Consider the following 23,035-nt stretch of genomic DNA (forward strand, 5'->3'; position numbering starts at 1 on the left):
ACGAAAAAAGCCCCTGCCGGCAGCGCCGACAGGGGCTTTTTCTTGCCTGCCGCAGAGAGATTCAGCGGCAGGCCGTCAGGCTCACTTGACCACTTTCAGACTCGGCCGCGCCGGGGCCGGCTTGGGCGCCTCGGGCTTGCTGCCGCCGTTGTCGGGACCCTGGTCATCCGGCGGGGTGGGCTCGCTGTCGAAGACCATGCCCTGGCCGTTCTCGCGGGCATAGATGGCCAGGATGGCGCCGATCGGGACATAGAGGTTGTAGGCCACGCCACCGAAGCGACCGTTGAAGCTCACGGCCTCGTTGTCCATGTGCAGGTCACGCACGGCACTGGGCGAGGCGTTCAGCACGATCTGGCCATCGTTGGCATAGCCCGGCGGCACGCGCACCTCAGCGTAGTCGGCATTGACCAGCAGATGGGGCGTGCAGTCGTTGTCCACGATCCACTCGTAGAGCGCGCGGACCAGGTAGGGGCGACTGGAATTCATGGGGTTCTCCTCTAGCGCATCTCACGCTCGGTGACCGAAAGGCTGGATCGGAAACTGTCGCGCGCGAACATGCGATCCATGTAGTCCTGCAGCGGCTTGGCGGCCCGGGGCAATTCGATGCCCAGGCGCGGCAGTCGCCACAGGAGGGGGAGCAGGCAACAGTCCACCAGGGAAAAGTCGTCGCTCAGGAAAAAGGGTTTTTCCGCAAAGATCGGCGCCACGCCGGTCAGGCTCTCGCGCAGCTCCTTGCGCGCGGCAGCGAGATCGGCGCCCGGCGCCGCCTGCAGGATGGCGTCCACCAGGGTGCACCAGTCGCGCCCGATGCGGTGCATCAGCAGCCGCGACTGACCGCGGGTGACCGGATAGCCCGGCAACAGCGGCGGATGCGGATAGCGCTCCTCGAGGTACTCCATGAGTACTTCGGTGCCATAGAGCACCAGGTCGCGATCCATCAGCGTCGGCACGGTGCCATAGGGATTGTGCTCGGCCAGCTGCCGCGGGCATTCGCCACGGCGCACGGCGATCAGCTCGCACTCGACGTTCTTTTCCGCCAGGATCAGACGGATCCGGTGGCTGTAGTGATCCTCGGGATCATGGAAACAGGTCAGGCGGGTTATGGCGCCCATGGGTCCCTCCCCCGTTGGGGGCGAAGCTGCAAAGGCGGGATTATCTCGCACCTTGCCGCCCGAGACCTAGCCTCATCGCTCACTGTCGGGCAATCGCCGCCAGAATTCGCGCTTGAGCCAGAACGCCAGGACGGCGAACAGCACCAGGTAACCCAGTACCCAGGGCGCCAGGCGCCAGGCCAGGCGACGCTCCGGCGCGGCCGAATAGCTCAGGTAGGCGACCAGATCGTCGACGGTACGGGCGAACTGCTCGGGGGTCTGGGCGCCACTGCCCGGCTCCAGACGCAGCACGCAACGCCCCGCGCTGCAATCGCGCACCTGGCGGCCGCGCAGGGCGGCCAGGACATCGGGCATGCGGGTGCCGGGCGCCCTGAGGTTGTCGACCCCGAGCGGCCGCCCGGGCGCCACATAGAATTCCTGCAGGAAGGCACGCAACCAGGCCTCGCCGCGCACCGCGGCGATCAGGGTGAGGTCCGGCGGCACGCTGCCAAAGGCACGCCGGGCATCCTCGGGCTTGAGCAGGCCGAGCATGGGCGCGCTGGCGGTGCGTCCGGGCGCCCAGCTGGCGAGGTCCAGGTGCAGATCGGCGGCGACCCGGTCGAAGCGCTGGTACTCCTGGCCATGACAGGCCAGGCAATAGCGACCGAAGCTGATGGCTCCCGCCCGGGGATCGCCTGCGGCGCCGATGGCCAGACCACTGCACAGCAAAAGCAGGCCCAGCAGCAGGACGCGACTCATGACCGGGACTCCGCTGGCGCACGCGGACGACCCAGCCTGCTGTACCAGGGCATGCCCAGCAGGCCGATGAAATAGACACCCGCGGCCAGGCGCGCCAGCCACAGGCGCTGGTCGGTCAGCGCGACCACGCCCAGCACGCCCAGGGCGACAAACGCCAGACAGGCCAGGTACAGCCCCAGCCGCGCCGGCCAGGCCTTGTGCCGGACCGAGCGGACCGCGCTGCGATCCAGCCAGGGCAGCACGAACAGCAGGGCGATGGCCAGGGCCGCCAGGCCGAGACCGCCGGCCTTGCTCGGCACCGCCCGCAGCAGCGCATAGAAGGGCGCCAGGTACCAGGGCGGGGCGATGTGCGCGGGGGTCACCAGCGGATCGGCCGGCTGCTGGTTGGCCGGTTCCAGCACCAGCCCGCCCAGGTCCGGCGCCAGCAGTACCACGGCGAGAAACACCAGCAGGAAGACTGCCAGACCACAGAGGTCCTTGAGCGTCAGATAGGGGTGGAAAGGCACCCCGGCTGCACCTCGGACATCGCGCTCGTCGCCCTCGGGGTTGTTCGAGCCGGTCTGGCGCAGGGCGACGACGTGCAGGCTCACCAGCGCGAGGATCAGCAGCGGCAGCCCAACCACATGCAGGGCCTGGAAGCGCCGCAGGGTGGCGTCGGACAGCACCACCCCGCCGCGCAGCAGATCGGCCAGGCTCGGGCCTACCAGGGGCAGCGCCTCGACCGCGCTCAGGGACACCTGGGCGCCCCAGTAGGAGAGTTGCCCCCAGGGCAGCAGATAGCCAAAGAAGGCCTGGGCCAGCAGCAGCACATAGAGCAGCACGCCAAAGCTCCAGACCAGCTCACGCGGCGCGCGATAGGAGCCATAGAGCAGGCCGCGCAGCAGGTGCAGATAGAGGCAGACGAACAGCGCCGAGGCGCCCACCGCGTGCAGGTGGCGGATCAGCCAGCCGAAGGGCACCTCGCGCATGAACAGTTGGACCGAGGCGAAGGCGCCCTTCACGGTGGGTTCATAGCCGAACAGCAGCCAGAGCCCCGTCAGCACCTGCAGTGCCAGGATGAAGATCAGCAGCGAGCCGAACAGGTAGAAGACGTTGAGATTGCGCGGCACCCGGTAGTCGCCGATATGCCGCCGCCAGAAGGCGCCGATCGGCAGTCGTCGCTCCAGCCAGCCGGGCTCGTCGTTGCTCATGCCGCCCCCTCCCCGTCGCTGCCGATCACCAGCAGGGTGTCACCACGAAAATGATGGGGTGGCACGGCCAGATTCAGCGGCGCCGGCTGGTCGCGATAGACCCGGCCGGCCAGGTCGAAGTGGGAGCCATGGCAGGGACAGAGATAGCCCCCGTCCCGATCCGCCGCGCCTGGCGCCAGGGAGGGAATGCAGCCCAGGTGGGTGCAGATCGCGGTGACGACGAAGATGTCCGGTCGCCGCGATCTCAGGTGCGGATCGACATAGGGTGGCTGGCTGGATTCCCGGGAGTCCGGGTCGGCCAGCCCCGCCTCGCCGGCCAGGAGCCGCGCCTGGTCCGCCGCGCTGCGGCGCAGGACGCACACCGGCTGGCCGCGCCACTGTACGGTGAGTTGCTCGCCTTCGCGCAAGGCCTTGAGGTCCACCTCGACCGGCGCCGCCGCCACCGCCGCCGAACGACTGGGCCGCAGGGCGCAGACGAAGGGCACGCTGCCCGCCACCAGTCCCAGGCCGCCGACGGCGGAGGTGGCGGCGATCAGCAGGCGGCGGCGCTGGGCATCGGGGGCGTCATCGGTCACGTCAGGCTTCCCGGCTCCATCTCCAGCGTCACGCCGAAGCGCTCGTGCACCGAGGCGCGGATGCGCTCGGCCAGAGCCAGGACGTCGCGACTGCGGGCGCCACCGAAGTTGACCAGCACCAGCGCCTGGGCGGCATGCACGCCCACGGCGCCATCGCGATGTCCGCGCCAGCCGGCCTGATCGATCAGCCAGCCGGCGGCCAGCTTGACGCTGCCATCGGCCTGCGGATAGGTCGGCAGGCTCGGATAGCGCTCATGCAGCGCCGCGGCCTCGCCAGCGGTCACCACCGGATTCTTGAAGAAGCTGCCGGCATTGCCCAGCACCGCCGGGTCGGGCAGCTTGCTCTGGCGGATGCTGCAGATGGCTGCGCTGACGTCTTCGGGAGTCGGCTGCGTGACGCCCGCCTCGGTGAGCGCCTGGCGCACCGGACCGTAGTCCAGCATCAGCTGCGGCTTACGACTGAGCTGGAAGCGCACCCGCAGCACGATCCAGCGCCCGGCCTCGGCCTTGAAGCGACTCTCGCGGTAGGCGAAGGCGCAGTCGGCCGGGATGAGGTCATGGAGCTCGCCACTGTGGCGGTCGAGCGCCGTCACCCCGGCGCATCTGTCCTTCAATTCGACGCCATAGGCGCCGATGTTCTGGATCGGCGAGGCACCAACGGTGCCGGGGATCAGGCTGAGATTTTCCAGGCCGTACCAGCCATTGGCCAAGGTGGCCAGGACGAAGGGATGCCAGGGCTCGCCGGCTTCGGCTTCCACCAGCAGGGCATCGCCCTCCTCCGCCAGGAGACGGATGCCGCGCGCGGTCAGCCGCAGCACCAGGCCCTCGACCCGTTCGGGCAGGACCAGGTTGCTGCCGCCGCCCAGCACCCGCAGGGGCACGCCCAGTTGCCGGGCCAGCTCCAGGGCCGCGCGGACCTCGGCGTCGCTGGCGGCTTCCAGATAGCGGTCGGCGTGCGCCACCAGGCCGAAGGTGTTGAGGCCTTGCAGCGGGACCTGCTGTTGCAGCTCAGCGACCATGACGGGCAGCCACCTCGGCGACCAGGCCATCGCAGGCGCTTTCCAGCAGGTCGAGGACCCGCTCGAAGCCGGCTGCGCCGCCATAGTAGGGATCGGGCACTTCGTCCACCGCCAGGCCCTGGCGCGCCAGGAAGAGTTCGGGCACGGCGCCCTCATCTGGGCGCAGCTGTTCCAGCCAGGCGAGGTTGTCCTGGTCCATGGCCAGGATCAGGTCGAAACGCTGGAAATCGTCTTCGGCGACCTGGCGCGCGCGCAGGTCGCCGATGGCATAGCCGCGACCCGCCGCAGCCTGGATGGCACGGGAATCCGGCGCCTTGCCGACATGCCAGTCGCCGGTGCCGGCGGAGTCCAGCTCCACCGCATCGGCAAGACCGGCGGCGTCCAGCTTGGCCCTGAGGATGCCTTCGGCGGTGGGCGAGCGGCAGATGTTGCCCATGCAGACGAACAGGATGCGCAGGGTCATCTAGGCTCCCAGCAGGCGTCTGACGCGCTCGAGGTCTTCCCGGGTATCCACGCCGGCCTGGGGCGCTTCCAGGGCATCGGCGACGTGGATACGCACGCCGTGCCAGAGCGCACGCAGTTGTTCCAGGGCTTCGGTCTCTTCCAGGGCGCAGGGACCCCAGCTGACGAAATCGGCGAGAAAGCCGGCGCGATAGGCATAGATGCCGATGTGGCGGCGATAGGGATAGCCCTGGGGCAGCTGCGCGCGATCAGCGGCGAAGGCATTGCGCGCCCAGGGCAGCGGCGCCCGGCTGAAGGTCAGCGCCAGGCCGTTCAGGTCGGTGCTCACCTTGACCACATTGGGATTGAACAGGCTGTCGACGTCCGCGATCGGCTCGGCCAGGGTGGCCACCCCGGCTTCGGGATGGGCGGCGAGATTGCCCGCCACCTGGTCGATCACCGCGGGCGGAATCAGCGGCTCGTCACCCTGGACGTTGACCACCAGGGCGTCATCGGCCAGGCCGAGCAGCTCGGCCACCTCGGCCAGGCGATCGGTGCCCGAGGCATGGTCGGCACGGGTCAGCAGGACCCGGGCGCCAAAGCCTTCGCAGGCACGCAGGATGTCGTCGTGGTCGGTCGCCACCACCACCTGCTCGGCGCCACTGCGCCGGGCCTGCTCCCAGACGTGCTGGATCATCGGCTTGCCGGCGATGTCGAGCAGCGGCTTGTTGGGCAGTCGGGTGCTGGCGAGCCGCGCCGGGATGACGACGGTGAAGGCGGGGCTCATTTGTCCAGACGCTCGTCCGTGGTGATGATGCGCGCCTCGCTTTCCAGCATCACCGGGATGCCGTCGCGAATCGGGAAGGCCAGGCCGGCGGCCTTGCTGATGAGCTCGGTCTTGTCGTCGCTCAAGATCAGCGGGCTCTTGGTCAGGGGGCAGGCGAGGATGTCCAGCAGCTTGAGATCCATGGGCGAAGATTCCGTCAGTGAGAGTGTTCGGGCAGGAGGCGCTCGAGACGCCCATCCAGCCAGGCGACGAAGGCGGCCGAGGGCTGGGCGTCCACCGCCAGGTACCACCAGTCGGCGGCGGCGAAGGAGCGGCACTTGACCGCGTCCTTCTCGGTCATCACCAGCGGCAGCGCCGGCGTGAAGGCCAGCTCTGCCGCGCTGTAGGTGGCGTGATCGGCGAAGGCATGGGGCAACGGCTGCCAGTGTAGTCCTTCGAGGGTGGCGAAGAAACGGCCGGGGTTGCCGATGCCGGCCAGGGCGTGCAGGCGCTGCCCCGGCGGAAAGAAATCCAGCGATCGCGTCTCGCCGCTGCGCAGATTGACCAGGGCGCTGGGCTGCAGGGTCAGGCCGTAGCCGTCGGCAGGATCAACGGCGGCGCCATTGTGGATCACGGCATCCACCTCGGCCAGGCGCTCCAGGGGTTCGCGCAGCGGCCCGGCCGGCAGGCAGCGACCGTTGCCGAAGCCGCGCGCCGCATCGACCATCACCAGTTCCAGGTCGCGGGCCAGCCGATAGTGCTGCAGGCCGTCGTCGCTGAGGATGACATCGAGAGTTTCCTCAGCGAGCAATCGTTCGACCGCGCGGCCACGATCGGGATCCGTGACCAGGGCCACCCCGGTGCGCTGCACGATCAGCAGCGGCTCGTCGCCGGCGACGGCGGCACTGTCGGTGCCCCGCACCCGCCAGGGCAGGCTCGGCGGCGTGGCGCCATAGCCCCGGCTGACCACCCCGACTCTCAGCCCACGCGCGCGCAGATGGCCGATCAGCCAGAGGATCATGGGCGTCTTGCCGGTACCGCCGACGGTGAGATTGCCCACCACGATGACCGGCACCGGCGCGCGATGGATGCTGCCCTGCCCCGCCAGGAAACGCTGGCGCTTGCGCCGGGCGATCTGGCGATAGAGGGCTTCGAGTGGCGTCAGCAGGCCCAGGGCCGGATGCCCCTGGTACCAGGCGCGCACCAGGCGCTCGCCCAGGCTCACGGCCGTTTCGCCTGGGCCTCGAGGGTGGTGATGCGCAACTGGCTGAAGCCCAGCTTGCCGGCGGCATCCATGGCCAGGACCACCGACTGGTGGGTGGCGCGGCCATCGGCGGTGATCACCAGCGGCAGGCTGTTGTCGCCGCCGGATTCACGCTGCAGCGCGGTGGTCAGGCCGGTCAGGTCGTTGCGCGCCAGGGTCTGGCCGTTGAGCGCCATCTGGCCTTCGGCGGTGATGCTGATTTCCAGGGTCTTGGCCTGGTTGGCGGCCGCCGCGGCGCTGTCGGCCTCGGGCAGTTCGATCTTCAGCTGGCTGGGCTTGCTGAAGGTCGCGGTCACCACGAAGAACAGCAGCAGGACGAAGATGACGTCGATGAAGGAGGCCAGGTTGATATAGACCTCTTCGCGGGCAGCGCCCCCGGCGCGGCGACGGAATTTCACGCCGGAGCCCCTTCGCGGACGTCCACCTCGCGATCGCCGTGGAGGATGTCCACCAGCTTGACCGCTTCCTGCTCCATCCCGACCACCAGCTCATCGACCCGGCGCAGCAGGTAGCGATGGAAGAACACCGCGGGAATCGCCACCAGCAGGCCGGTGGCGGTGGTGACCAGCGCCTTGGAGATGCCGCCGGCGAGGATGGGCGCATTGGCCATGCCGTCGTTCATGAAGGCGCTGAAGATGTCGATCATGCCGAACACCGTGCCGAGCAGGCCCATCAGGGGTGCCAGGGCGGCGATGCTGCCAAGGGTGTTGAGATAGCGTTCGAGGTCGTGCACCACGCGACTGCCGGCTTCCTCGATGGCTTCCTTCATGATGTCGCGGCCATGACGGGAGTTGGTCAGGCCCGCGGCGAGGATGTCGCCCAAGGGCGATCCGGCGCGCAATTCGCGCAGCCGCTCGGCATTGAGCTGCTTGTCCTGGATCCAGCGCCAGACCTGGGCGAGCAGTGTCGGCGGTGCGACCCGGCTGCGTCTCAGGGTCCACAACCGCTCGGCGATGATGGCCGTGGCCAGGATGGAACTGAGGATGATCGGCAGCATCATCCAGCCGCCAGCTTTGACCATTTCGAACACGAGACCGTTACCCCTGCCGCAAAATGCGGCCACTCTAGCACGAACGCCTCAAGGTGTCGGTGGCGGTGCTAGCCACCAATGGCGTTCCTGGCGCCGCCCGCGTGGCGCCTCCCAACGACCGAGGGTCCAGCTGAGGGCGCCCAGCGCGGCGGTGTCGTAGGGCAGCACGCCGCGCTCGCGATAGCGCGCCAGTACCTGGGGATGGGGATGGCCATAGCGATTGTTCAGCCCCCGGGAGATCAGTACGCCACGCGGCTGGACGGCATCGATGAAGGCGGCGCTGGAGCCGCTGCGACTGCCGTGGTGCGGAGCGACCAGCCACTCCGCCGTCAGCGGCACCCCGCTGGCCGCCAGCTCCGCTTCACGGCGGGCATCGATGTCGCCGGTCAGCAGCAGGCGCTCGCCCCTCGCCGCGACGCTGAGCACGCAGGACGAGGCGTTGGAATCCGCAGCGGGGTGCCACCAGGTGGTGAAGACGACCTCGTTCCAGCGCCACTCGGCGCCGTCCGTGCAGTCCCGCGCGTGCAATTCCGGCGTGAGTCGACCGGCCTCGCCGCTGAGTACCTGCCCTGGCGGCAGTCCCCTGGCCACGGCCGGCGCACCGCCGGCGTGGTCGGCATCGGCATGACTGAGCAGCATGACATCCAGGGCGCCGATGCCGACGGCCTTCAGGTTGGGCAGCACGACCCGGGCGCCGCTGTCATAGCTGCCCTGGCGCGGACCGGCGTCGTAGAGCAGCGCATGGTCGCGGGTGCGCACCAGCACCGCCAGACCCTGCCCCACGTCCAGCACGGTGATCCGCGCCAGCCCCTCCGCAGGTACCGGCGGTGGGGGAAACAGCCCCGGCAGCATCAGCAGCGCGCCGAACCCTCGTAGCGGCACACCCGCGGGCAGTAGCGCCAGCAGTGCTCCCAGCCCCGCCAGCCACAGCGCCCAGGCGGGCGCGAGGACCGGCTGCCAGGCCGCAGCCAGGTGCGCCAATCCGCTCAGCAGCCAGAGCAGTCCCTGCAGCAGGCCACCCGCCAGCAGCAAGGCCGGAGTCCCCAGCGGCGACCAGAGCAGGGACAGCAGGGTCCCCGCCAGCGCCAGGGGCACGATGGCCAGGTCCATCAGTGGCACGGCCAGGGCATTGGCCAGCGGGCCGCTCGGACTCAGGGGCAGGCCCAGCGCCAGGAGCAGCGGCGCCAGGCCCACGGCCATGCACCACTGGGCGCGCCCGAGGGTGAGCCACCAGGGCAGTCGGCCCAGGCGGCCGGCAAAGCTCCACAGCAGCAACAGTACGGCGCCGAAGGACAGCCAGAACCCGGGCAGCAGACTGACCAGCGGATTGGCAGCCAGCACCAGGACCAGGGCCAGCAGGACGGCGTCCGCCAGCCGCACCTGCTGGCGCCCGAGCTGCCAGAGCAGGCCCAGGGTGACCATGACGCAGGCCCGCTGCACCGGCACCTCGAAGCCGGCCAGTAGTCCGTAGCCCAGCGCGGTGGCGATCGTCAGCACCGCCGCGGACAGGCGCCAGGGCAGTTGACGCGGCCAGAGACCACGGCGCGCCAGGAGGACCACCCCGGCATAGACGCCCAGGGCGATCAGGCCGATGTGCTGCCCGGAGATCACCATCAGGTGCACGGTGCCGGTGTCCTGGAACAGTTGCCACTGGGCATCGGTGATACCCGAGCCGTCGCCCACCACCAGGGCGGCGAGCAGGCCGCCCTGCCCGGCTGGATCCCGCGTCTGCAGGTATTGCCGGATGCCGTCGCGCCAGGTCGCCAGGCCACTGGCGGCGGCCAGGCGCTGGCCATCCTTGACGCTGCCCGTGGCGCCTATGCCCTGGGCCAGCAACCAGGCTTCGCGATCCTGACCGAGGGGGTTGACCAGACCTGCGGGGCCGCGCAATTCCACGGCCAGGCGCCAGCGTTCGCCGGCCAGCGGGCGCGGCCCTCCGTGCCAGCTCAGGCGGATCCGCGCCGGCAGTTTCAGGTTACGGCGGCTGGTCGCTCCGGCGAGCACGAAGCCCACCGAGTCGGCGTCCACGACCGGCAGACCGCTGACCTGGCCGTCGACCCACAGCACCCGCTGCTCCAGCGCCGGACCCAGGCGATCGTCCAGTGCCCAGTGGCCATTGAGCAGCGCCCAGGCCAGGCCCAGCCCAAAGGCACCGAGCGCCAGGAAGCGGGTGAACAGCAGCACCAGGGCCGCCGCCGCGAGCGCTGCCAGCAGGGATAGCGACGGCAGCGTGGCGAAGGCGCGCAGGAGCAGCACGCCGAGGGCGAAGGACAGCAGAGCGGCGCGCATCAGGACTCCATCCTTGGAGAGCCGAAAGGGCTTCGGAAGCGCGGATTAGAGCAGTTTGGACGCCGCGGAGCCAGGGGCATGGCGCCACCTGGCCCGGCGGGAGGTCAGTCGTAGCGCAGGGCTTCGGCCGGTGAGGTGCGCGAGGCGCGCCAGGCGGGATAGAGGGTCGCCAGGAAACTCATGCTCAGGGCGGCGACGGCGATCAGCACCACGTCTTCCAACTCCAGCCGCGACGGCAGGTTGCTGATGAAGTACATGTCACCGCCAAACAGCTTGTGGCCGACCAGGCGCTCCAGGGCAGCGATCCAGCTGCTGACGTTGAGTGCCGCGATGACGCCCAGCACGCCGCCGATCAGGGTACCGACCAGGCCGATCACCGTGCCCTGCACCATGAACACCGCCATGATCTGCCCGGGCGTGGCGCCCAGGGTGCGCAGGATGGCGATATCGGCCTTCTTGTCGGCCACCACCATGATGAGCGTGGCGATGATGTTGAAGGCAGCCACGGCGACGATCAGCAGCAGCAGCAGGCCGATCATGGTCTTTTCCATCTGCATCGCCTGGAACAGACTGCCCTGGGAGATCGTCCAGTCACGCGCCTGGTAGCCGTCGCCGAGGGCCTTGGCCACCTCACGGGAGATGCGCGGCGCCTGGAACAGATCGTCCAGCGCCAGGCGGATGCTTTCCACCTGGCCCGGCTGCCAGCCCTTGAGCGGGGCGGCATCGGCGACGTTGATCAGGGCCAGGGAGGCATCCAGCTCGGCGCCGACCTTGAAGGTACCGACCACGGTGAAGCGCCGCAGCCGCGGGGTGATGCTGCCGGTGGCCCCGACCTCGGGGATGATCACCGTGACCTGGCTGCCCGGCTCCAGCTGGAAGCGTCGCGCGGCGATCTCGCCCAGCACGATGCCGAACTCGCCCGGCTTGAGGGCGTCGAGACTGCCCTGGGTCATGCGCTCGCCGACGATGGACACGCGCTTTTCCTGGGCCGGATCTATGCCGTCGACCAGCAGCGGCTGCATGCGGCCCCGTACCGAGAGCATGCCCTGCAACTGGGTATAGGGCACCGCCGCCAGCACATGGGGCTGCTGCTCGGCCTTGGCCGCCAGCGGCCGCCAGTCGTCCAGCGGCTGGGCCGCGCTGATGAAGGCATGAGGCACCATGCCGAGGATGCGGCCGCGCATTTCTTCCTGGAAGCCGTTCATCACCGACAGCACCAGGATCATGGCCAGCACGCCCAGCGCCAGGCCGAACATGGAGACCAGCGAGAAGAAGGAGATGAACGACTTGCGCCGCTTGGCGCGGGTGTATCTCAGGCCGATGAACAGCGAAAGCGGTCTGAACATGGCGACCTCAGACCTGCCGGGCCGGCGTGGCGTCGACCAGATGGCCTTCGTCCAGACGCAGCATCCGGTCCATCTGGCCGGCCAGCACCTGGTCGTGGGTCACCACCAGGAAGGCCGTGCGCAGCGAGGTGGACAGCTCCAGCATCAGGTCCTGGATGCCGTGGGCGGTGTGCTGGTCGAGGTTGCCGGTGGGTTCGTCGAGCAGCACCAGCTTGGGCTGGTTGACCAGCGCCCGGGCGATGGCCACCCGCTGGCGCTCGCCGCCGGACAGCTCGGCCGGCTTGTGGCCCAGGCGATGACCGAGACCGACCCGCTCCAGCAGCTTGGCGGCGCGCTCGCGGGCTTCGCCGATGGAGGCCTTGCCGATCAGCAGCGGCATGCAGACGTTCTCCAGGGCGCTGAATTCGGGCAGCAGGTGGTGGAACTGGTAGACGAAGCCCATGGCGCGATTGCGCAAGAGGCCGCGGGCCTTCTCGTTCAGCGCCGACAGCTCTTCGCCGTCGAGCCAGACACTGCCGCTGCTGGGGGTATCCAGGCCGCCGAGCAGGTTCAGCAGGGTGGTCTTGCCCGACCCCGAACTGCCGACGATGGACACCCGCTCGCCCGGTTGCAGGGTCAGCTGGACGTTGCTCAGCACCTCGACAGTCTGGGGGCCTTCCTCGTAGCGCTTGCCCAGGTCCTGGCAACGCAAAACGGCTCGATCATTCATAACGCAGGGCCTCGGCGGGTTGGGTACGGGCGGCGCTCCAGGAGGGATAGAGCGTGGCCAGGAAGCTCAGGGCGAAGGACGCGCCGCAGACCAGCAGGACGTCGTGCAGCTGCAGCTGCGCCGGCAGGTAGTCGATGAAATACACCTCGGCGTTGAGGAACTGGTGCCCGGTGACCCGCTGCACCCAGGCCAGGGCGGCACTGACGTTGAGCGCGGCGAGCACGCCCAGCAGGCAGCCGATGGCGGTGCCGATGACGCCGATGAAGGTCCCCTGGACCATGAACACCGCCATGATCTGCCGGGGCGTGGCGCCCAGGGTGCGCAGGATGGCGATGTCGGATTTCTTGTCGGTCACCACCATCACCAGGGTGGAGACGATGTTGAAGGCGGCCACGGCGACGATCAGCAGCAGCAGCAGGCCGATCATGGTCTTCTCCATGCCGATGGCCTGGTAGAGATTGCCGTGGGTGCGGGTCCAGTCGCGGGCGTACCAGTCGTTGCCCGGCAACTGGCGAGCGATGTTCCAGGACACGTCGGGCGCCTGGAACAGGTCGTGCAGCTTGAGGCGCACACCCTGCACCGCGTTCGCCGGCCAGCGTTGCAGTCGCGCGGCGTCCTCGATGTCGATCAGGCCCACCGAGCCGTCCAGCTCGCCGGCGCCGACGCTGAAGATGCCCACCACGGTGAATCTCTTCATGCGCGGAAACATGCCGGCAGGGGTCACGGCCACTTCCGGGGCGATGTAGGTGAGCTTGTCGCCAACCTTCACGCCCAGTTTCTCGGCGGCCAGGGAACCGATGATGATGCCAAATTCGCCCGGCTTGAGGTCGTCGAGCCGGCCCTCGCGCATGAAGCTGGGGATGATCGAGACCTTGGGCTCCTCGGCCGGATCGATGGCGTTGAGCAACACCGTCTGCACCGCCTTGTCGTGGGCCAGCATGCCCTGCAACTGGGTGAAGGGCGCCACCGCGGCCACCTGGCTGTTCTGCAGCGCCAATTCGCGCACGCTACGCCAGTCGGGCACCGGCTGGTAGGACTCCACCGTGGCATGGGGAATCATGCCGAGGACGCGATCGCGCATCTCGCGATCGAAGCCGTTCATGACCGACAGCACCACGATCATGACGACCACGCCGAGGGCCAGGCCGATCATGGAGGTGAGCGAGATGAAGGAGACGAAATGGTTGCGGCGCTTGGCGCGGACGTAACGCAGGCCAAGGTAGATCGGCAGGGGTCTGAACATAGGCTCGCTTGCACGGCGGAAAGACGTAGGCGCCCTGCGGGTTGGACGGCGACACCGTGCCGGCTCGCCGGCTACACTCGGGGCCATCACCCACGGAGCGGCCCGACATGACCACCCCAGACGCGCGTGAACGGCGGGAATACTATCGCATCACCGACCGTATCGCACTGCAAATCAGCCCTGCCGACGGGGTCCCCGGCGAGACCGCGCCGCTGTTCGCACTCCTGAGCGAACTGCATCAGCTGGAATTCGAATCCCGTCACCTGCTGCGCAATCTGGACGAGCGCGACCGCGCCGTCACCGCCTGCCTGCGCCTGGTGAACAAGCGCCTCGACCTGCTCGGCCAGGCCTTCACCTGGAATCTCCTGCACGACAGCGGCGCCACCCGCGACGTGGTGCTGTCCGAGGGCGGCCTGGCCTTCGTCGATGCCGAGCCCTACGCCCTGGGCACCCGGCTCGACCTGCGCATGGCACTGCCACCCCAGGGCCTGGGCCTGCAGGTGCTGGCGGAGGTGACCGGTTGCCAGGCCGTGGCCGGCGGGTACGAGATCGGCACCAGCTTCATCGACCTGGAAGACGCCCAGCGCCAGCTGCTGGCGCGCCATGTCCTGCGCCAGCAGGCCCGGGTACGGCGCGCCGACCGCGGAGACGAGACGTGAAACGCCCCTGGCTGGCGTTCCTGCTGCTCGGCACAGCCCTGCCCGGCTGGGCCGAGACCCTGCAGATCCCGCTGGGCCAGCAGGGCGATGGCAGTACCCCGCTGCCCCTGCGCGGCGACAGTCGCAGTCAGGTCCTGGAGCGCTTCGGCCTGCCCGACCGGGAGCATCCGCCGGTCGGACGCCCGGCGATTCGCCGCTGGGACTACCGAGATTTCAGCGTCTATTTCGAAAACGATCGGGTGCTGGACGCGGTCCGTGAACCGCGACGCCCGGTCACGTCACCCTAGGAGCCTTCATGACCCTCATTTACGGACACCGCGGTGCCCGCGGCGAAGCCCCGGAAAATACCCTGGCCGGTTTCGAGCTGTGCCTGGAGCTGGGCGTCAGGCGCTGCGAACTGGACCTGCACCTCTCCCGGGATGGCGAGCTGGTGGTGATTCATGACCCGACCCTGAAACGTACCACCGGGCGAGGCGGCAAGGTCAGCGAAAAGGCCGTCGCCGATCTGGTCGCCCTGGATGCCCGCCAGGGCGGCCCGGCCTGGCCACGCCCCTGCCCCATCCCCACCCTGCGCGAGCTGTTCGAGAAGTGCGCCTTCGAACACTGGCAGCTGGAGGTGAAGAGCGCCTCCCGGGTGCGGGCGGCACAGACCGTCAGGGCCATCGCCCAGCTGGTCGAGGAATTCGGCCTGCAGGACAGGATCACCGTGACCAGCGCCTCGCGCGAGGTCCTGCGCGCCCTGCAGCGCGATACGCCGCAGCTGGCGCGTGGGCTGGTGGCGGAATACGCCTGGCTGGATCCGCTCAAGGTGGCCGCTCACTACGACTGCCACCTGCTGGCGCTGAACTGGACGCTGTGCACCCCGGAGCGACTGCTCAAGGCGCAGCGCCAGGGCTTGCACGTCTCGGTCTGGACGGTGAACGACGCCAGCCTGATGCGTCGCCTGGCCGATTTCGGTGCGGACAGCCTGATCACCGACTTCCCGAGCCTGGCGCGACGGACGTTGGGGTAAGGGCCTGACGAATCGAATCTGGGCATCAGTGGGCTTCGCTACGCTCAGCCCAACCTACGGGTGCCGTGTGGCGTCGTAGGTTGGGTTGAGACAGCTTCATCGTCGAAGCCCAACAGCCCGAGTTGACCCTAGGCATTGTTGGGTTTCGCTACGCTCAGCCCAACCTACGAGCTATCGCGAAGAGAGCCGCCCTGCTCAGAACAACCGATTCAGACCATCGAAGGCCGCCACCCGGTAGGCCTCGGCCATGGTCGGGTAGTTGAAGGTGGTGTTGACGAAATAGCGGATGCTGTTCGCTGCACCTTCCTGGTTCATGATCGCCTGGCCGATGTGCAGAATCTCCGACGCCTGGTCGCCGAAGCAGTGCACGCCCAGCACCTGCAGGGTCTCGCGGTGGAAGAGGATCTTCAGCATGCCCACCGGTTCGCCGGAGATCTGCGCCCGCGCCATGCTCTTGAAGAACGCCTTGCCGACCTCGTAGGGCACCCTTTCCTGGGTCAGCTCGCGCTCGGTCTTGCCCAGCGAACTGATCTCGGGAATGGTGTAGATGCCAGTGGGAATGTCGTTGACCACCCGCCCATTGTTGTCGTGCAGGATGTTGTCCGACGCCGAACGCCCCTGGTCGTAGGCGGCACTGGCCAGGCTCGGCCAGCCGATGACGTCGCCCGCCGCATAGATGTTGGCGACCGAGGTCCGGTAGTTCTCGTCGACGGTGACCTGGCCCCGGCTGTTGACCGAGAGGCCCACGTTCTGCAGGCCCAGCTGGTCGGTGTTGCCGGTCCGGCCGTTACACCACAGCAGGGCATCGGCGCGCAGCTTCTTGCCGGACTTCAGATGCAGGACAACGCCGTTTTCCTGGCCTTCGATGCGCTCGTATTCCTCGTTGTGGCGAATGAGCACATTGTTGTTCTGCAGGTGATAGCTCAGGGCGTCGGAGATTTCGTCGTCAAGGAAGCTGAGCAGCTGGTCGCGGTTGTCGATCAGGTCCACCAGCACGCCGAGGCCGCTGAAGATGGACGCGTATTCGCTGCCGATCACCCCGGCGCCGTAGATGATCAGCCGGCGCGGGGTATGGGTCAGCGACAGGATGGTGTCGCTGTCGTAGATGCGCGGATGACTGAAATCCACATCCACCGGGCGATAGGGACGCGAACCCGTGGCGATGACCACCTGCTTGGCCACCAGGCGCTCCAGGTCGCCGCGCAGGTTGACGATCTCGATGGTGTTGTCGTCGGCGAAGCTGGCGGTGCCGAAGAACAGGTCGACCCGGTTGCGCGCATAGTAGCCGGTACGGGACGACACCTGCCGGGCGATCACCCGCTCGGCGCTGCGCAGCACATCGGGAAAGGAGAACCAGCGCGGCTCGCCGATGGAGCGGAACATCTCGTTGGTGTTGAACTGGATGATCTGCTTGACCGAATGGCGCAGCGCCTTGGAGGGAATGGTACCCAGGTGGGTGCAGTTGCCGCCGACCACCTGGCGATTGTCCACCACCGCCACGCGGCGGCCATTCTTGGCGGCGTTCATCGCCGCGCCCTCGCCGGCCGGTCCCGAACCCAGTACCACCACGTCGTAGCTATAGACCGCCATGCTTTCTCCTCAGAAGGTTAGCCGTCCGCAGGCGACGGCTGGAGCCGGACCGCCTCATGCGAGGCCGGATCCGACGCGAGATCGCCCCCAGGGGGCTGCGACCTCTTGTCACGGGCCGCTATTGTGGCGCAAAACCCGGTCAAAACGAAAACGGGAGCCACCTGGGCTCCCGTTTTTTCTTGCAAGTCAGCCTTGCCTAGCGCGCAAGACTTAGGCCGGGAAGGCCGGCGGATTGACCCCCGCCATCTCTTCCAGCACCCGCACGACCTGGCAGCTGTAACCGAACTCGTTGTCGTACCAGACATAGAGGACGACACGGTTGTCGCTGACGATGGTGGCGCCGGCATCGACCACGCCGGCATGACGGGAGCCGACGAAGTCGCTGGAGACCACTTCCGGCGAGTTCACGAAATCGATCTGCTTGTGCAGCGGCGAGTGCAGCGCCATTTCGCGCAGGTACTCGTTGATCTCGTCCTTGCTGGTGCCGTTTTCCAGGTTCAGGTTCAAGATCGCCATGGAAACGTTGGGCGTCGGCACGCGGATGGCGTTGCCGGTCAGCTTGCCGGCCAGTTCCGGCAGGGCCTTGGCCACGGCCTTGGCGGCGCCGGTCTCGGTGATCACCATGTTCAGCGCGGCGCTGCGGCCACGGCGGTCGCCCTTGTGGAAGTTGTCGATCAGGTTCTGGTCGTTGGTGTACGAGTGCACGGTCTCGACGTGACCGTTGACGATGCCGTACTTGTCGTTGACCGCCTTGAGGATCGGCACGATGGCGTTGGTGGTGCAGGAGGCCGCGGTGACGATGGTGTCTTCGGCGGTGATGGTGTCATGGTTGATGCCATGCACGATGTTCTTCAGGCTGCCCTTGCCGGGCGCGGTCAGCACCACGCGGGAGACGCCCTTGCACTTGAGGTGCTGGCCCAGGCCTTCGGCATCGCGCCATCTGCCGGTGTTGTCGACCACGATGGCATCCTGGATGCCGTACGCGGTGTAGTCGACGGTGGTGGGATCGTTGGAGTAGATCACCTTGATCAGGGTGCCGTTGGCGCACAGGGTGCTGTTGGCTTCGTCGACGGTGATGGTGCCGTCGAAGGAGCCGTGCACGGAATCGCGACGCAGCAGGCTGGCACGCTTGACCAGGTCGTTGTCGGCGCCCTTGCGCACGACGATGGCGCGCAGGCGCAGGCCGTCGCCGCTACCCTGGTGCTCGATGAGGATGCGCGCCAGCAGACGGCCGATACGACCGAAGCCGTAGAGCACCACGTCCTTGCCCTTGCGCTGCTCGACGCCTTGCTTGCCGACCACGGCGGACAGCTCGCTGCGCAGGAAGTCCTTGAGGTCGCGACCGGCGGCTTCGGCCTTGAACTTCAGGCTCAGGCGGGCCAGGTCGATGGAGGCGGCACCCAGTTCCAGCTCGCTCAGGGCCTTCACCAGCGGGTAGGTGTCCTGCACGGACAGCTCGACGTTGTCGATCTGGCGGGCGAACCGGTGGGCCTTGAGAATGGAGATCACCGAACGGTTGACCAAACCGCGACCGTAAATCGAGGTCACAACATTGTTGTTACGGTACAGCTGACCAATCAGGGGAATCATGGCCTCGGCGAGCGCTTCGCGATCGATCCATTCTTCAAGGCACTGCTCAGGCTTCTGACTCACGACAAATTCTTCCCTATGTAGGAGCTGAAAAAAGGAACTACATTATGACCGCGCTGCCTCTCCCAGGCAATCTACGCGCGTCGCTGCACTGACAGCGCGAAAGCCCGGTCGTTACAATCCCAACCCTCCCGAAATCCACCGGAGTTCCGCCCGCGTGTCAGTTTTGCGTACCCCGTCAATTCCTGAAACCGCCGGCCGCCAACAGTGGGGCAACCTGCCCGGCGCCGCGCTAGCCCTCGCCATCGCTGAAGCCGCCAAGGCCGCGACTCGCCGCTTCACCCTGCTGATCACCCAGGACAGCCAGACCGCTGATCGCCTGGAGCAGGAACTGCGCTTCTTCGCTCCCGAGCTTCCGGTGCTGAATTTCCCCGACTGGGAGACACTGCCCTACGATGTCTTCTCACCGCACCAGGACATCATCTCCCAGCGCGTCGCGACGCTTTATCGGCTGCCGGAGCTCTCCCACGGCATTTTGGTAGTCCCGCTGGCGACTGCCCTACACCGCCTGGCACCCACCCGTTTCCTGCTTGGTAGCAGCCTGGTGCTGGACGTCGGCCAACGGCTGGACGTCGAAGCCACCCGCGCGCGCCTGGAAGCGGCCGGCTACAGATATGTGGACACGGTGTACGAACATGGCGAATTCGCCGTGCGCGGCGCCCTGATCGACCTCTTTCCCATGGGCAGCAACCTGCCCTATCGGATCGACCTGTTCGACGACGAGATCGAGACGCTGCGGACCTTCGATCCGGAAACGCAGCGATCCATCGACAAGGTCGACAGCATCCGCCTGTTGCCGGCGCGGGAATTCCCGCTGCATAAAGAAGCCGTGACCGGCTTTCGCGCGCGATTCCGCGAGCGCTTCGACGTGGACTATCGCCGCTGTCCCATCTATCAGGATCTGGCCAGCGGCATCACGCCGGCGGGCATCGAGTACTACCTACCGCTGTTCTTCGACGAGACCTCGACCCTCTTCGACTATCTGCCGGCCAATACCCAGGTGTTTTCCCTGCCGGGTATCGAGCAGGCCGCCGAGCAGTTCTGGACCGATGTCCGCAATCGCTACGAGGACCGTCGGGTCGATCCGGAGCGGCCGCTGCTGCCGCCGGCCGATGTCTTCCTGCCGGTGGAAGACTGCTTCGCGCGCCTGAAGAACTGGCCGCGGGTGGTCATCGGCGCGGACGACCTGGAATCCGGTGTGGGCCGCGAGCGCTTCACGGCCCGAGCGCTGCCGGACCTGGCCATCGATGCCAAGGCCAGCCAGCCGCTGGCGGCCCTGGAGCACTTCATCACCGATTTTCCCGGCCGGGTGCTGTTCACCGCGGAAAGCGCCGGTCGCCGCGAAGTGCTGCTGGAGTTGCTGGCCCGACTGAATCTGCGCCCGGGCCAGGTCGAGGGCTGGGCGGCCTTCCAGGCCAGCGCCGAGCGCATCGCCATCGCCCTGGCGCCGCTGGACGAGGGCCTGGTGCTGGATGACGCCGGTGTCGCCCTGATCCCGGAAAATCCGTTGTTCGGCCAGCGCATCATGCAGCGCCGCCGCCGCGAGAAGGGTCGCGATGCCGGCGAGAACGTCATCAAGAATCTCACCGAGTTGCGCGAAGGCGCGCCGGTAGTGCACATCGACCATGGCGTCGGTCGCTACATGGGCCTGATCACCCTGGAGCTGGACGATCAGCCCCAGGAATTCCTGCTGCTCGAATACGCTGACGACGCCAAGCTCTATGTACCGGTGGCCAGCCTGCACCTGATCGCCCGCTATTCGGGCACCGACGATGCCCTGGCGCCGCTGCACAAGCTGGGGTCCGAGACCTGGCAGAAGGCCAAGCGCAAGGCAGCCGAACAGGTGCGCGACGTCGCCGCCGAGCTGCTCGACATCTATGCCCGCCGCGCCGCGCGCAAGGGCTATGCCTTCAGGGACCCGGCCGCCGACTACGCGACCTTCTCCGCCGGTTTCCCCTTCGAGGAGACGCCGGACCAGCAGGCCGCCATTGAGGCGGTGCACAAGGACATGCTGGCGGGCACGCCCATGGATCGCCTGGTCTGCGGCGACGTGGGCTTCGGCAAGACCGAGGTGGCCATGCGCGCAGCCTTCATCGCCGTGCACGGTGGGCGCCAGGTGGCGGTGCTGGTCCCCACCACCCTGCTCGCCCAGCAGCACTACAACAGCTTCCGTGACCGCTTCGCCGACTGGCCGGTACGCGTCGAGGTGATGAGCCGCTTCAAGTCGGCCCAGGAAGTCGCCGCCGCCGCGCGCGAGCTGGCCGATGGCAAGATCGACATCATCATCGGCACCCACAAGCTGCTGCAGGGCGATGTGAAGTTCAAGGACCTGGGCCTGGCCATCATCGACGAGGAGCACCGCTTCGGGGTGCGTCAGAAGGAGCAGTTGAAATCGCTGCGCAGCGAGGTGGACATCCTCACCCTCACCGCCACGCCGATTCCGCGCACCCTGAACATGGCCGTGGCCGGCATGCGCGACCTGTCCATCATCGCCACGCCCCCGGCCCGCCGGCTTTCGGTGCGCACCTTCGTCATGGAAGAGCAGAACGCGGTGATCAAGGAAGCCCTGCTGCGCGAGCTCCTGCGCGGCGGCCAGGTGTACTTCCTGCACAACGAGGTCAAGACCATCGAGAAGCGCGCCCGCGAACTGGCCGAGCTGGTGCCCGAGGCCCGCGTCGGCATCGGCCACGGGCAGATGCGCGAACGCGATCTCGAACAGGTGATGAGCGACTTCTACCACAAGAGATTCAACGTGCTGGTGGCCTCGACCATCATCGAGACCGGCATCGACGTGCCCAATGCCAACACCATCATCATCGAGCGCGCGGACAAGTTCGGCCTGGCCCAGCTGCACCAGCTGCGCGGCCGCGTCGGGCGCAGTCACCACCAGGCCTACGCCTACCTCCTCACGCCGCCGCGCAAGGGCATGACGCCGGATGCCGAAAAGCGCCTGGAAGCCATCGCCGGTGCCCAGGACCTGGGGGCCGGCTTCATCCTGGCGACCCACGACCTGGAGATCCGTGGCGCTGGCGAACTGCTCGGCGAAGGCCAGAGCGGGCAGATCCAGGCGGTGGGTTTCACCCTCTACATGGAAATGCTGGAGCGGGCGGTCAAGGCCATTCGTAAGGGCGAGCAGCCCAACCTCGAGAAGCCCCTGGGCGGCGGTCCGGACATCAACATGCGCGTTCCCGCGCTGATCCCGGAAGACTACCTGCCCGATGTCCATGCGCGGCTGATCCTCTACAAGCGCATCGCCTCGGCGCCGGACGAAGACGCCCTCAAGGAATTGCAGGTGGAGATGATCGACCGCTTCGGCCTCTTGCCGGAACCGACCAAGAATCTGGTGCGCCTGACGCTGCTCAAGCTGCGCGCGGAAGGCCTGGGCATCGTCAAGGTGGATGCGGGCCCCCAGGGCGGGCGGCTGGAGTTCGCCGCCGATACCCAGGTGGATCCGCTGGTGCTGGTGAAGATGATCCAGGCACAGCCGAAGAAGTACCGGCTGGAGGGCGCGACCCTGTTCAAGTTCCAGGTGCCGATGGAGCGGGCGGAAGAGCGCTTCAACGTTCTGGAAGCCCTGTTCGATCGCCTGACACCCGCCGCCAGCTGACCGACGAGCCGTTCCCGGTTGATCCAGGGAGCGGCTTGGCGCTTATCAGCCTGTCAGCACCTCGGCCAGTACCTGACGCACCTCGTCGATGCCGCTGGCCAGGACCGCTTCGATCTCGGCCATGGTGATTTCCCGCTGCACCTTGCCGGCCGCCGGATTCACCACCAGCGCCAGGCAGGCATAGGGCAGAGCGAGTTCGCGCGCCAGGGCCGCTTCCGGCATCCCGGTCATGCCGACGATATCGCAGCCATCACGCTCCAGCCGCACGATCTCCCCTGCAGTCTCCAACCGCGGCCCCTGGGTGGCGGCATAGACGCCATGGTCGCTGTGCGGCAGCTGCAGCGTGCGCAGTGCATTCAACAGCCGCTGGCGCAGGGGTTCGTCGTAGGGAAAGCTGAAGTCGATGTGGGTGACATGCTCGAGGTCCGCGCCTTCGAAGAAGGTATGGCCGCGCCCCCAGGTGTAGTCCACCAGCTGGTGGGGCACGCACAGGTGGCCACTGCCCATGGCCGCATGGATGCCACCCACGGCATTCACCGCGACGATGGCTTCGGCGCCGGCCTCCCTGAGCGCCCAGAGGTTGGCGCGGTAGTTGACCTGGTGCGGCGGAATGCGATGCGGATGGCCGTGGCGGGCCAGGAACAGCACCGGGCGGCCGGCATAGTGGCCACGCTGCACGGGCGCCGAGGGCACACCCCAGGGCGTCTCGAAGGTCTGGGCCTGGTCCAGCTCCAGACCCGCGAGCGCGGTGAGGCCGGTACCCCCGATGATGGCGTAGGTAGTCATGGAAACGTC

Annotated in this window: 23 protein-coding genes; 4 read left to right on the top strand and 19 right to left on the bottom strand. The window is 67.8% G+C overall.

Features of this window, described 5'->3' with window-relative positions:
• Positions 1–81 precede the first annotated feature (81 nt).
• From PVZ77_RS18305 to PVZ77_RS18380, 16 genes are all read right to left on the bottom strand, one after another.
• Positions 82–486 (bottom strand): ClpXP protease specificity-enhancing factor, encoded by a 405-nt coding sequence (locus tag PVZ77_RS18305; RefSeq protein WP_183628658.1) that lies wholly within the window; start codon positions 484–486, stop codon positions 82–84.
• Positions 487–497: 11 nt separating this feature from the next.
• Positions 498–1,112: a glutathione S-transferase N-terminal domain-containing protein gene (locus PVZ77_RS18310; RefSeq protein ID WP_273807953.1), complete on the bottom strand. Its 615-nt coding sequence runs from the start codon at positions 1,110–1,112 to the stop codon at positions 498–500.
• A gap of 72 nt (positions 1,113–1,184) precedes the next feature.
• Positions 1,185–1,850 carry a cytochrome c1 gene (locus PVZ77_RS18315; RefSeq protein ID WP_273807955.1) on the bottom strand — a complete coding sequence of 222 codons (666 nt, stop codon included), beginning with the start codon at positions 1,848–1,850 and terminating at the stop codon, positions 1,185–1,187.
• Positions 1,847–3,040: a cytochrome b gene (locus tag PVZ77_RS18320; protein ID WP_273807956.1), complete on the bottom strand. Its 1,194-nt coding sequence runs from the start codon at positions 3,038–3,040 to the stop codon at positions 1,847–1,849. Before PVZ77_RS18320 ends, PVZ77_RS18315 begins: the two co-directional genes overlap by 4 nt.
• Positions 3,037–3,615 (bottom strand): ubiquinol-cytochrome c reductase iron-sulfur subunit, encoded by a 579-nt coding sequence (gene petA, locus PVZ77_RS18325; RefSeq protein WP_273807958.1) that lies wholly within the window; start codon positions 3,613–3,615, stop codon positions 3,037–3,039. The genes PVZ77_RS18320 and petA overlap by 4 nt, the downstream gene beginning before the upstream one ends.
• A complete protein-coding gene (murB, locus tag PVZ77_RS18330) occupies positions 3,612–4,634 on the bottom strand; it encodes a UDP-N-acetylmuramate dehydrogenase (protein ID WP_273807959.1) in 1,023 nt (340 codons plus the stop codon). The genes petA and murB overlap by 4 nt, the downstream gene beginning before the upstream one ends.
• Positions 4,624–5,091, bottom strand: coding sequence for a low molecular weight protein-tyrosine-phosphatase (locus PVZ77_RS18335; RefSeq protein WP_273808051.1), 468 nt, complete (start codon positions 5,089–5,091; stop codon positions 4,624–4,626). The genes murB and PVZ77_RS18335 overlap by 11 nt, the downstream gene beginning before the upstream one ends.
• A gap of 6 nt (positions 5,092–5,097) precedes the next feature.
• Positions 5,098–5,862, bottom strand: coding sequence for a 3-deoxy-manno-octulosonate cytidylyltransferase (gene kdsB, locus PVZ77_RS18340; RefSeq protein WP_273807961.1), 765 nt, complete (start codon positions 5,860–5,862; stop codon positions 5,098–5,100).
• Positions 5,859–6,044 carry a Trm112 family protein gene (locus PVZ77_RS18345; RefSeq protein ID WP_007162406.1) on the bottom strand — a complete coding sequence of 62 codons (186 nt, stop codon included), beginning with the start codon at positions 6,042–6,044 and terminating at the stop codon, positions 5,859–5,861. Before PVZ77_RS18345 ends, kdsB begins: the two co-directional genes overlap by 4 nt.
• A gap of 14 nt (positions 6,045–6,058) precedes the next feature.
• Positions 6,059–7,066: a tetraacyldisaccharide 4'-kinase gene (gene lpxK / locus PVZ77_RS18350; RefSeq protein ID WP_273807965.1), complete on the bottom strand. Its 1,008-nt coding sequence runs from the start codon at positions 7,064–7,066 to the stop codon at positions 6,059–6,061.
• On the bottom strand, positions 7,063–7,503 hold the full coding sequence (locus tag PVZ77_RS18355) for an ExbD/TolR family protein (protein ID WP_273807966.1): 441 nt from the start codon (positions 7,501–7,503) through the stop codon (positions 7,063–7,065). Before PVZ77_RS18355 ends, lpxK begins: the two co-directional genes overlap by 4 nt.
• Complete coding sequence (locus PVZ77_RS18360) at positions 7,500–8,135, bottom strand: MotA/TolQ/ExbB proton channel family protein (protein ID WP_059315847.1); 636 nt, start codon at positions 8,133–8,135, stop codon at positions 7,500–7,502. Before PVZ77_RS18360 ends, PVZ77_RS18355 begins: the two co-directional genes overlap by 4 nt.
• 48 nt (positions 8,136–8,183) lie before the next feature.
• Positions 8,184–10,424: a DNA internalization-related competence protein ComEC/Rec2 gene (locus PVZ77_RS18365; protein WP_273807967.1), complete on the bottom strand. Its 2,241-nt coding sequence runs from the start codon at positions 10,422–10,424 to the stop codon at positions 8,184–8,186.
• A 104-nt stretch (positions 10,425–10,528) separates the two neighbouring features.
• On the bottom strand, positions 10,529–11,770 hold the full coding sequence (locus PVZ77_RS18370; RefSeq protein WP_273807968.1) for a lipoprotein-releasing ABC transporter permease subunit: 1,242 nt from the start codon (positions 11,768–11,770) through the stop codon (positions 10,529–10,531).
• Positions 11,771–11,777: 7 nt separating this feature from the next.
• On the bottom strand, positions 11,778–12,479 hold the full coding sequence (gene lolD / locus PVZ77_RS18375; protein WP_026083696.1) for a lipoprotein-releasing ABC transporter ATP-binding protein LolD: 702 nt from the start codon (positions 12,477–12,479) through the stop codon (positions 11,778–11,780).
• The gene (locus tag PVZ77_RS18380) at positions 12,472–13,722 is read right to left on the bottom strand and encodes a lipoprotein-releasing ABC transporter permease subunit (RefSeq protein WP_007162399.1); all 1,251 of its coding nucleotides are present in this window, start codon (positions 13,720–13,722) and stop codon (positions 12,472–12,474) included. The genes lolD and PVZ77_RS18380 overlap by 8 nt, the downstream gene beginning before the upstream one ends.
• A 107-nt stretch (positions 13,723–13,829) precedes the next feature.
• Here PVZ77_RS18380 and PVZ77_RS18385 point away from each other — a divergent pair, with 107 nt between their 5' ends.
• The 3 genes from PVZ77_RS18385 to PVZ77_RS18395 are packed head-to-tail and all read left to right on the top strand — an operon-like array spanning position 13,830 to position 15,393.
• A complete protein-coding gene (locus PVZ77_RS18385) occupies positions 13,830–14,381 on the top strand; it encodes a PilZ domain-containing protein (RefSeq protein WP_273807970.1) in 552 nt (183 codons plus the stop codon).
• Complete coding sequence (locus tag PVZ77_RS18390) at positions 14,378–14,668, top strand: phosphodiesterase (RefSeq protein WP_273807971.1); 291 nt, start codon at positions 14,378–14,380, stop codon at positions 14,666–14,668. Before PVZ77_RS18385 ends, PVZ77_RS18390 begins: the two co-directional genes overlap by 4 nt.
• Positions 14,669–14,676: 8 nt before the next feature.
• Entirely contained in the window at positions 14,677–15,393 is a 717-nt protein-coding gene (locus PVZ77_RS18395; protein WP_273807972.1) for a glycerophosphodiester phosphodiesterase, read from the top strand.
• 195 nt (positions 15,394–15,588) lie between these two features.
• Here the strand turns inward: PVZ77_RS18395 and sthA are convergent, their stop codons facing one another.
• Positions 15,589–16,983, bottom strand: a complete 1,395-nt coding sequence (gene sthA, locus PVZ77_RS18400; RefSeq protein WP_273807973.1) for a Si-specific NAD(P)(+) transhydrogenase — start codon at positions 16,981–16,983, stop codon at positions 15,589–15,591.
• Positions 16,984–17,193: 210 nt separating this feature from the next.
• On the bottom strand, positions 17,194–18,636 hold the full coding sequence (locus tag PVZ77_RS18405) for a glyceraldehyde-3-phosphate dehydrogenase (RefSeq protein WP_158894588.1): 1,443 nt from the start codon (positions 18,634–18,636) through the stop codon (positions 17,194–17,196).
• A gap of 154 nt (positions 18,637–18,790) precedes the next feature.
• Between PVZ77_RS18405 and mfd the strand changes: the two genes are divergently transcribed.
• The gene (mfd, locus tag PVZ77_RS18410) at positions 18,791–22,240 is read left to right on the top strand and encodes a transcription-repair coupling factor (protein ID WP_273807974.1); all 3,450 of its coding nucleotides are present in this window, start codon (positions 18,791–18,793) and stop codon (positions 22,238–22,240) included.
• Positions 22,241–22,285: 45 nt separating this feature from the next.
• Here mfd and PVZ77_RS18415 read toward each other — a convergent pair whose 3' ends face one another.
• Positions 22,286–23,026: an S-methyl-5'-thioinosine phosphorylase gene (locus PVZ77_RS18415; RefSeq protein WP_273807975.1), complete on the bottom strand. Its 741-nt coding sequence runs from the start codon at positions 23,024–23,026 to the stop codon at positions 22,286–22,288.
• Between the last annotated feature and the right edge of the window lie 9 nt (positions 23,027–23,035).

Origin of the sequence: Pseudomonas sp. SHLD1, assembly GCF_028640935.1 — a bacterium.
GTDB classification, from domain to species: Bacteria; Pseudomonadota; Gammaproteobacteria; order Pseudomonadales; family Pseudomonadaceae; genus Chryseomonas; species Chryseomonas aestiva.

Bases quoted from the DNA above. Each gene is read 5' to 3' on its own strand.
- sthA (WP_273807973.1), bottom strand. From the start codon at position 16,983: ATGGCGGTCTATAGCTACGACGTGGTGGTACTGGGTTCGGGACCGGCC.
- PVZ77_RS18415 (WP_273807975.1), bottom strand. From the start codon at position 23,026: ATGACTACCTACGCCATCATCGGGGGTACCGGCCTCACCGCGCTCGCG.
- kdsB (WP_273807961.1), bottom strand. From the start codon at position 5,862: ATGAGCCCCGCCTTCACCGTCGTCATCCCGGCGCGGCTCGCCAGCACC.
- PVZ77_RS18395 (WP_273807972.1), top strand. From the start codon at position 14,677: ATGACCCTCATTTACGGACACCGCGGTGCCCGCGGCGAAGCCCCGGAA.
- PVZ77_RS18385 (WP_273807970.1), top strand. From the start codon at position 13,830: ATGACCACCCCAGACGCGCGTGAACGGCGGGAATACTATCGCATCACC.
- PVZ77_RS18315 (WP_273807955.1), bottom strand. From the start codon at position 1,850: ATGAGTCGCGTCCTGCTGCTGGGCCTGCTTTTGCTGTGCAGTGGTCTG.
- PVZ77_RS18370 (WP_273807968.1), bottom strand. From the start codon at position 11,770: ATGTTCAGACCGCTTTCGCTGTTCATCGGCCTGAGATACACCCGCGCC.
- lolD (WP_026083696.1), bottom strand. From the start codon at position 12,479: ATGAATGATCGAGCCGTTTTGCGTTGCCAGGACCTGGGCAAGCGCTAC.
- PVZ77_RS18310 (WP_273807953.1), bottom strand. From the start codon at position 1,112: ATGGGCGCCATAACCCGCCTGACCTGTTTCCATGATCCCGAGGATCAC.
- PVZ77_RS18380 (WP_007162399.1), bottom strand. From the start codon at position 13,722: ATGTTCAGACCCCTGCCGATCTACCTTGGCCTGCGTTACGTCCGCGCC.
- PVZ77_RS18345 (WP_007162406.1), bottom strand. From the start codon at position 6,044: ATGGATCTCAAGCTGCTGGACATCCTCGCCTGCCCCCTGACCAAGAGC.
- PVZ77_RS18305 (WP_183628658.1), bottom strand. From the start codon at position 486: ATGAATTCCAGTCGCCCCTACCTGGTCCGCGCGCTCTACGAGTGGATC.
- murB (WP_273807959.1), bottom strand. From the start codon at position 4,634: ATGGTCGCTGAGCTGCAACAGCAGGTCCCGCTGCAAGGCCTCAACACC.
- PVZ77_RS18365 (WP_273807967.1), bottom strand. From the start codon at position 10,424: ATGCGCGCCGCTCTGCTGTCCTTCGCCCTCGGCGTGCTGCTCCTGCGC.
- PVZ77_RS18320 (WP_273807956.1), bottom strand. From the start codon at position 3,040: ATGAGCAACGACGAGCCCGGCTGGCTGGAGCGACGACTGCCGATCGGC.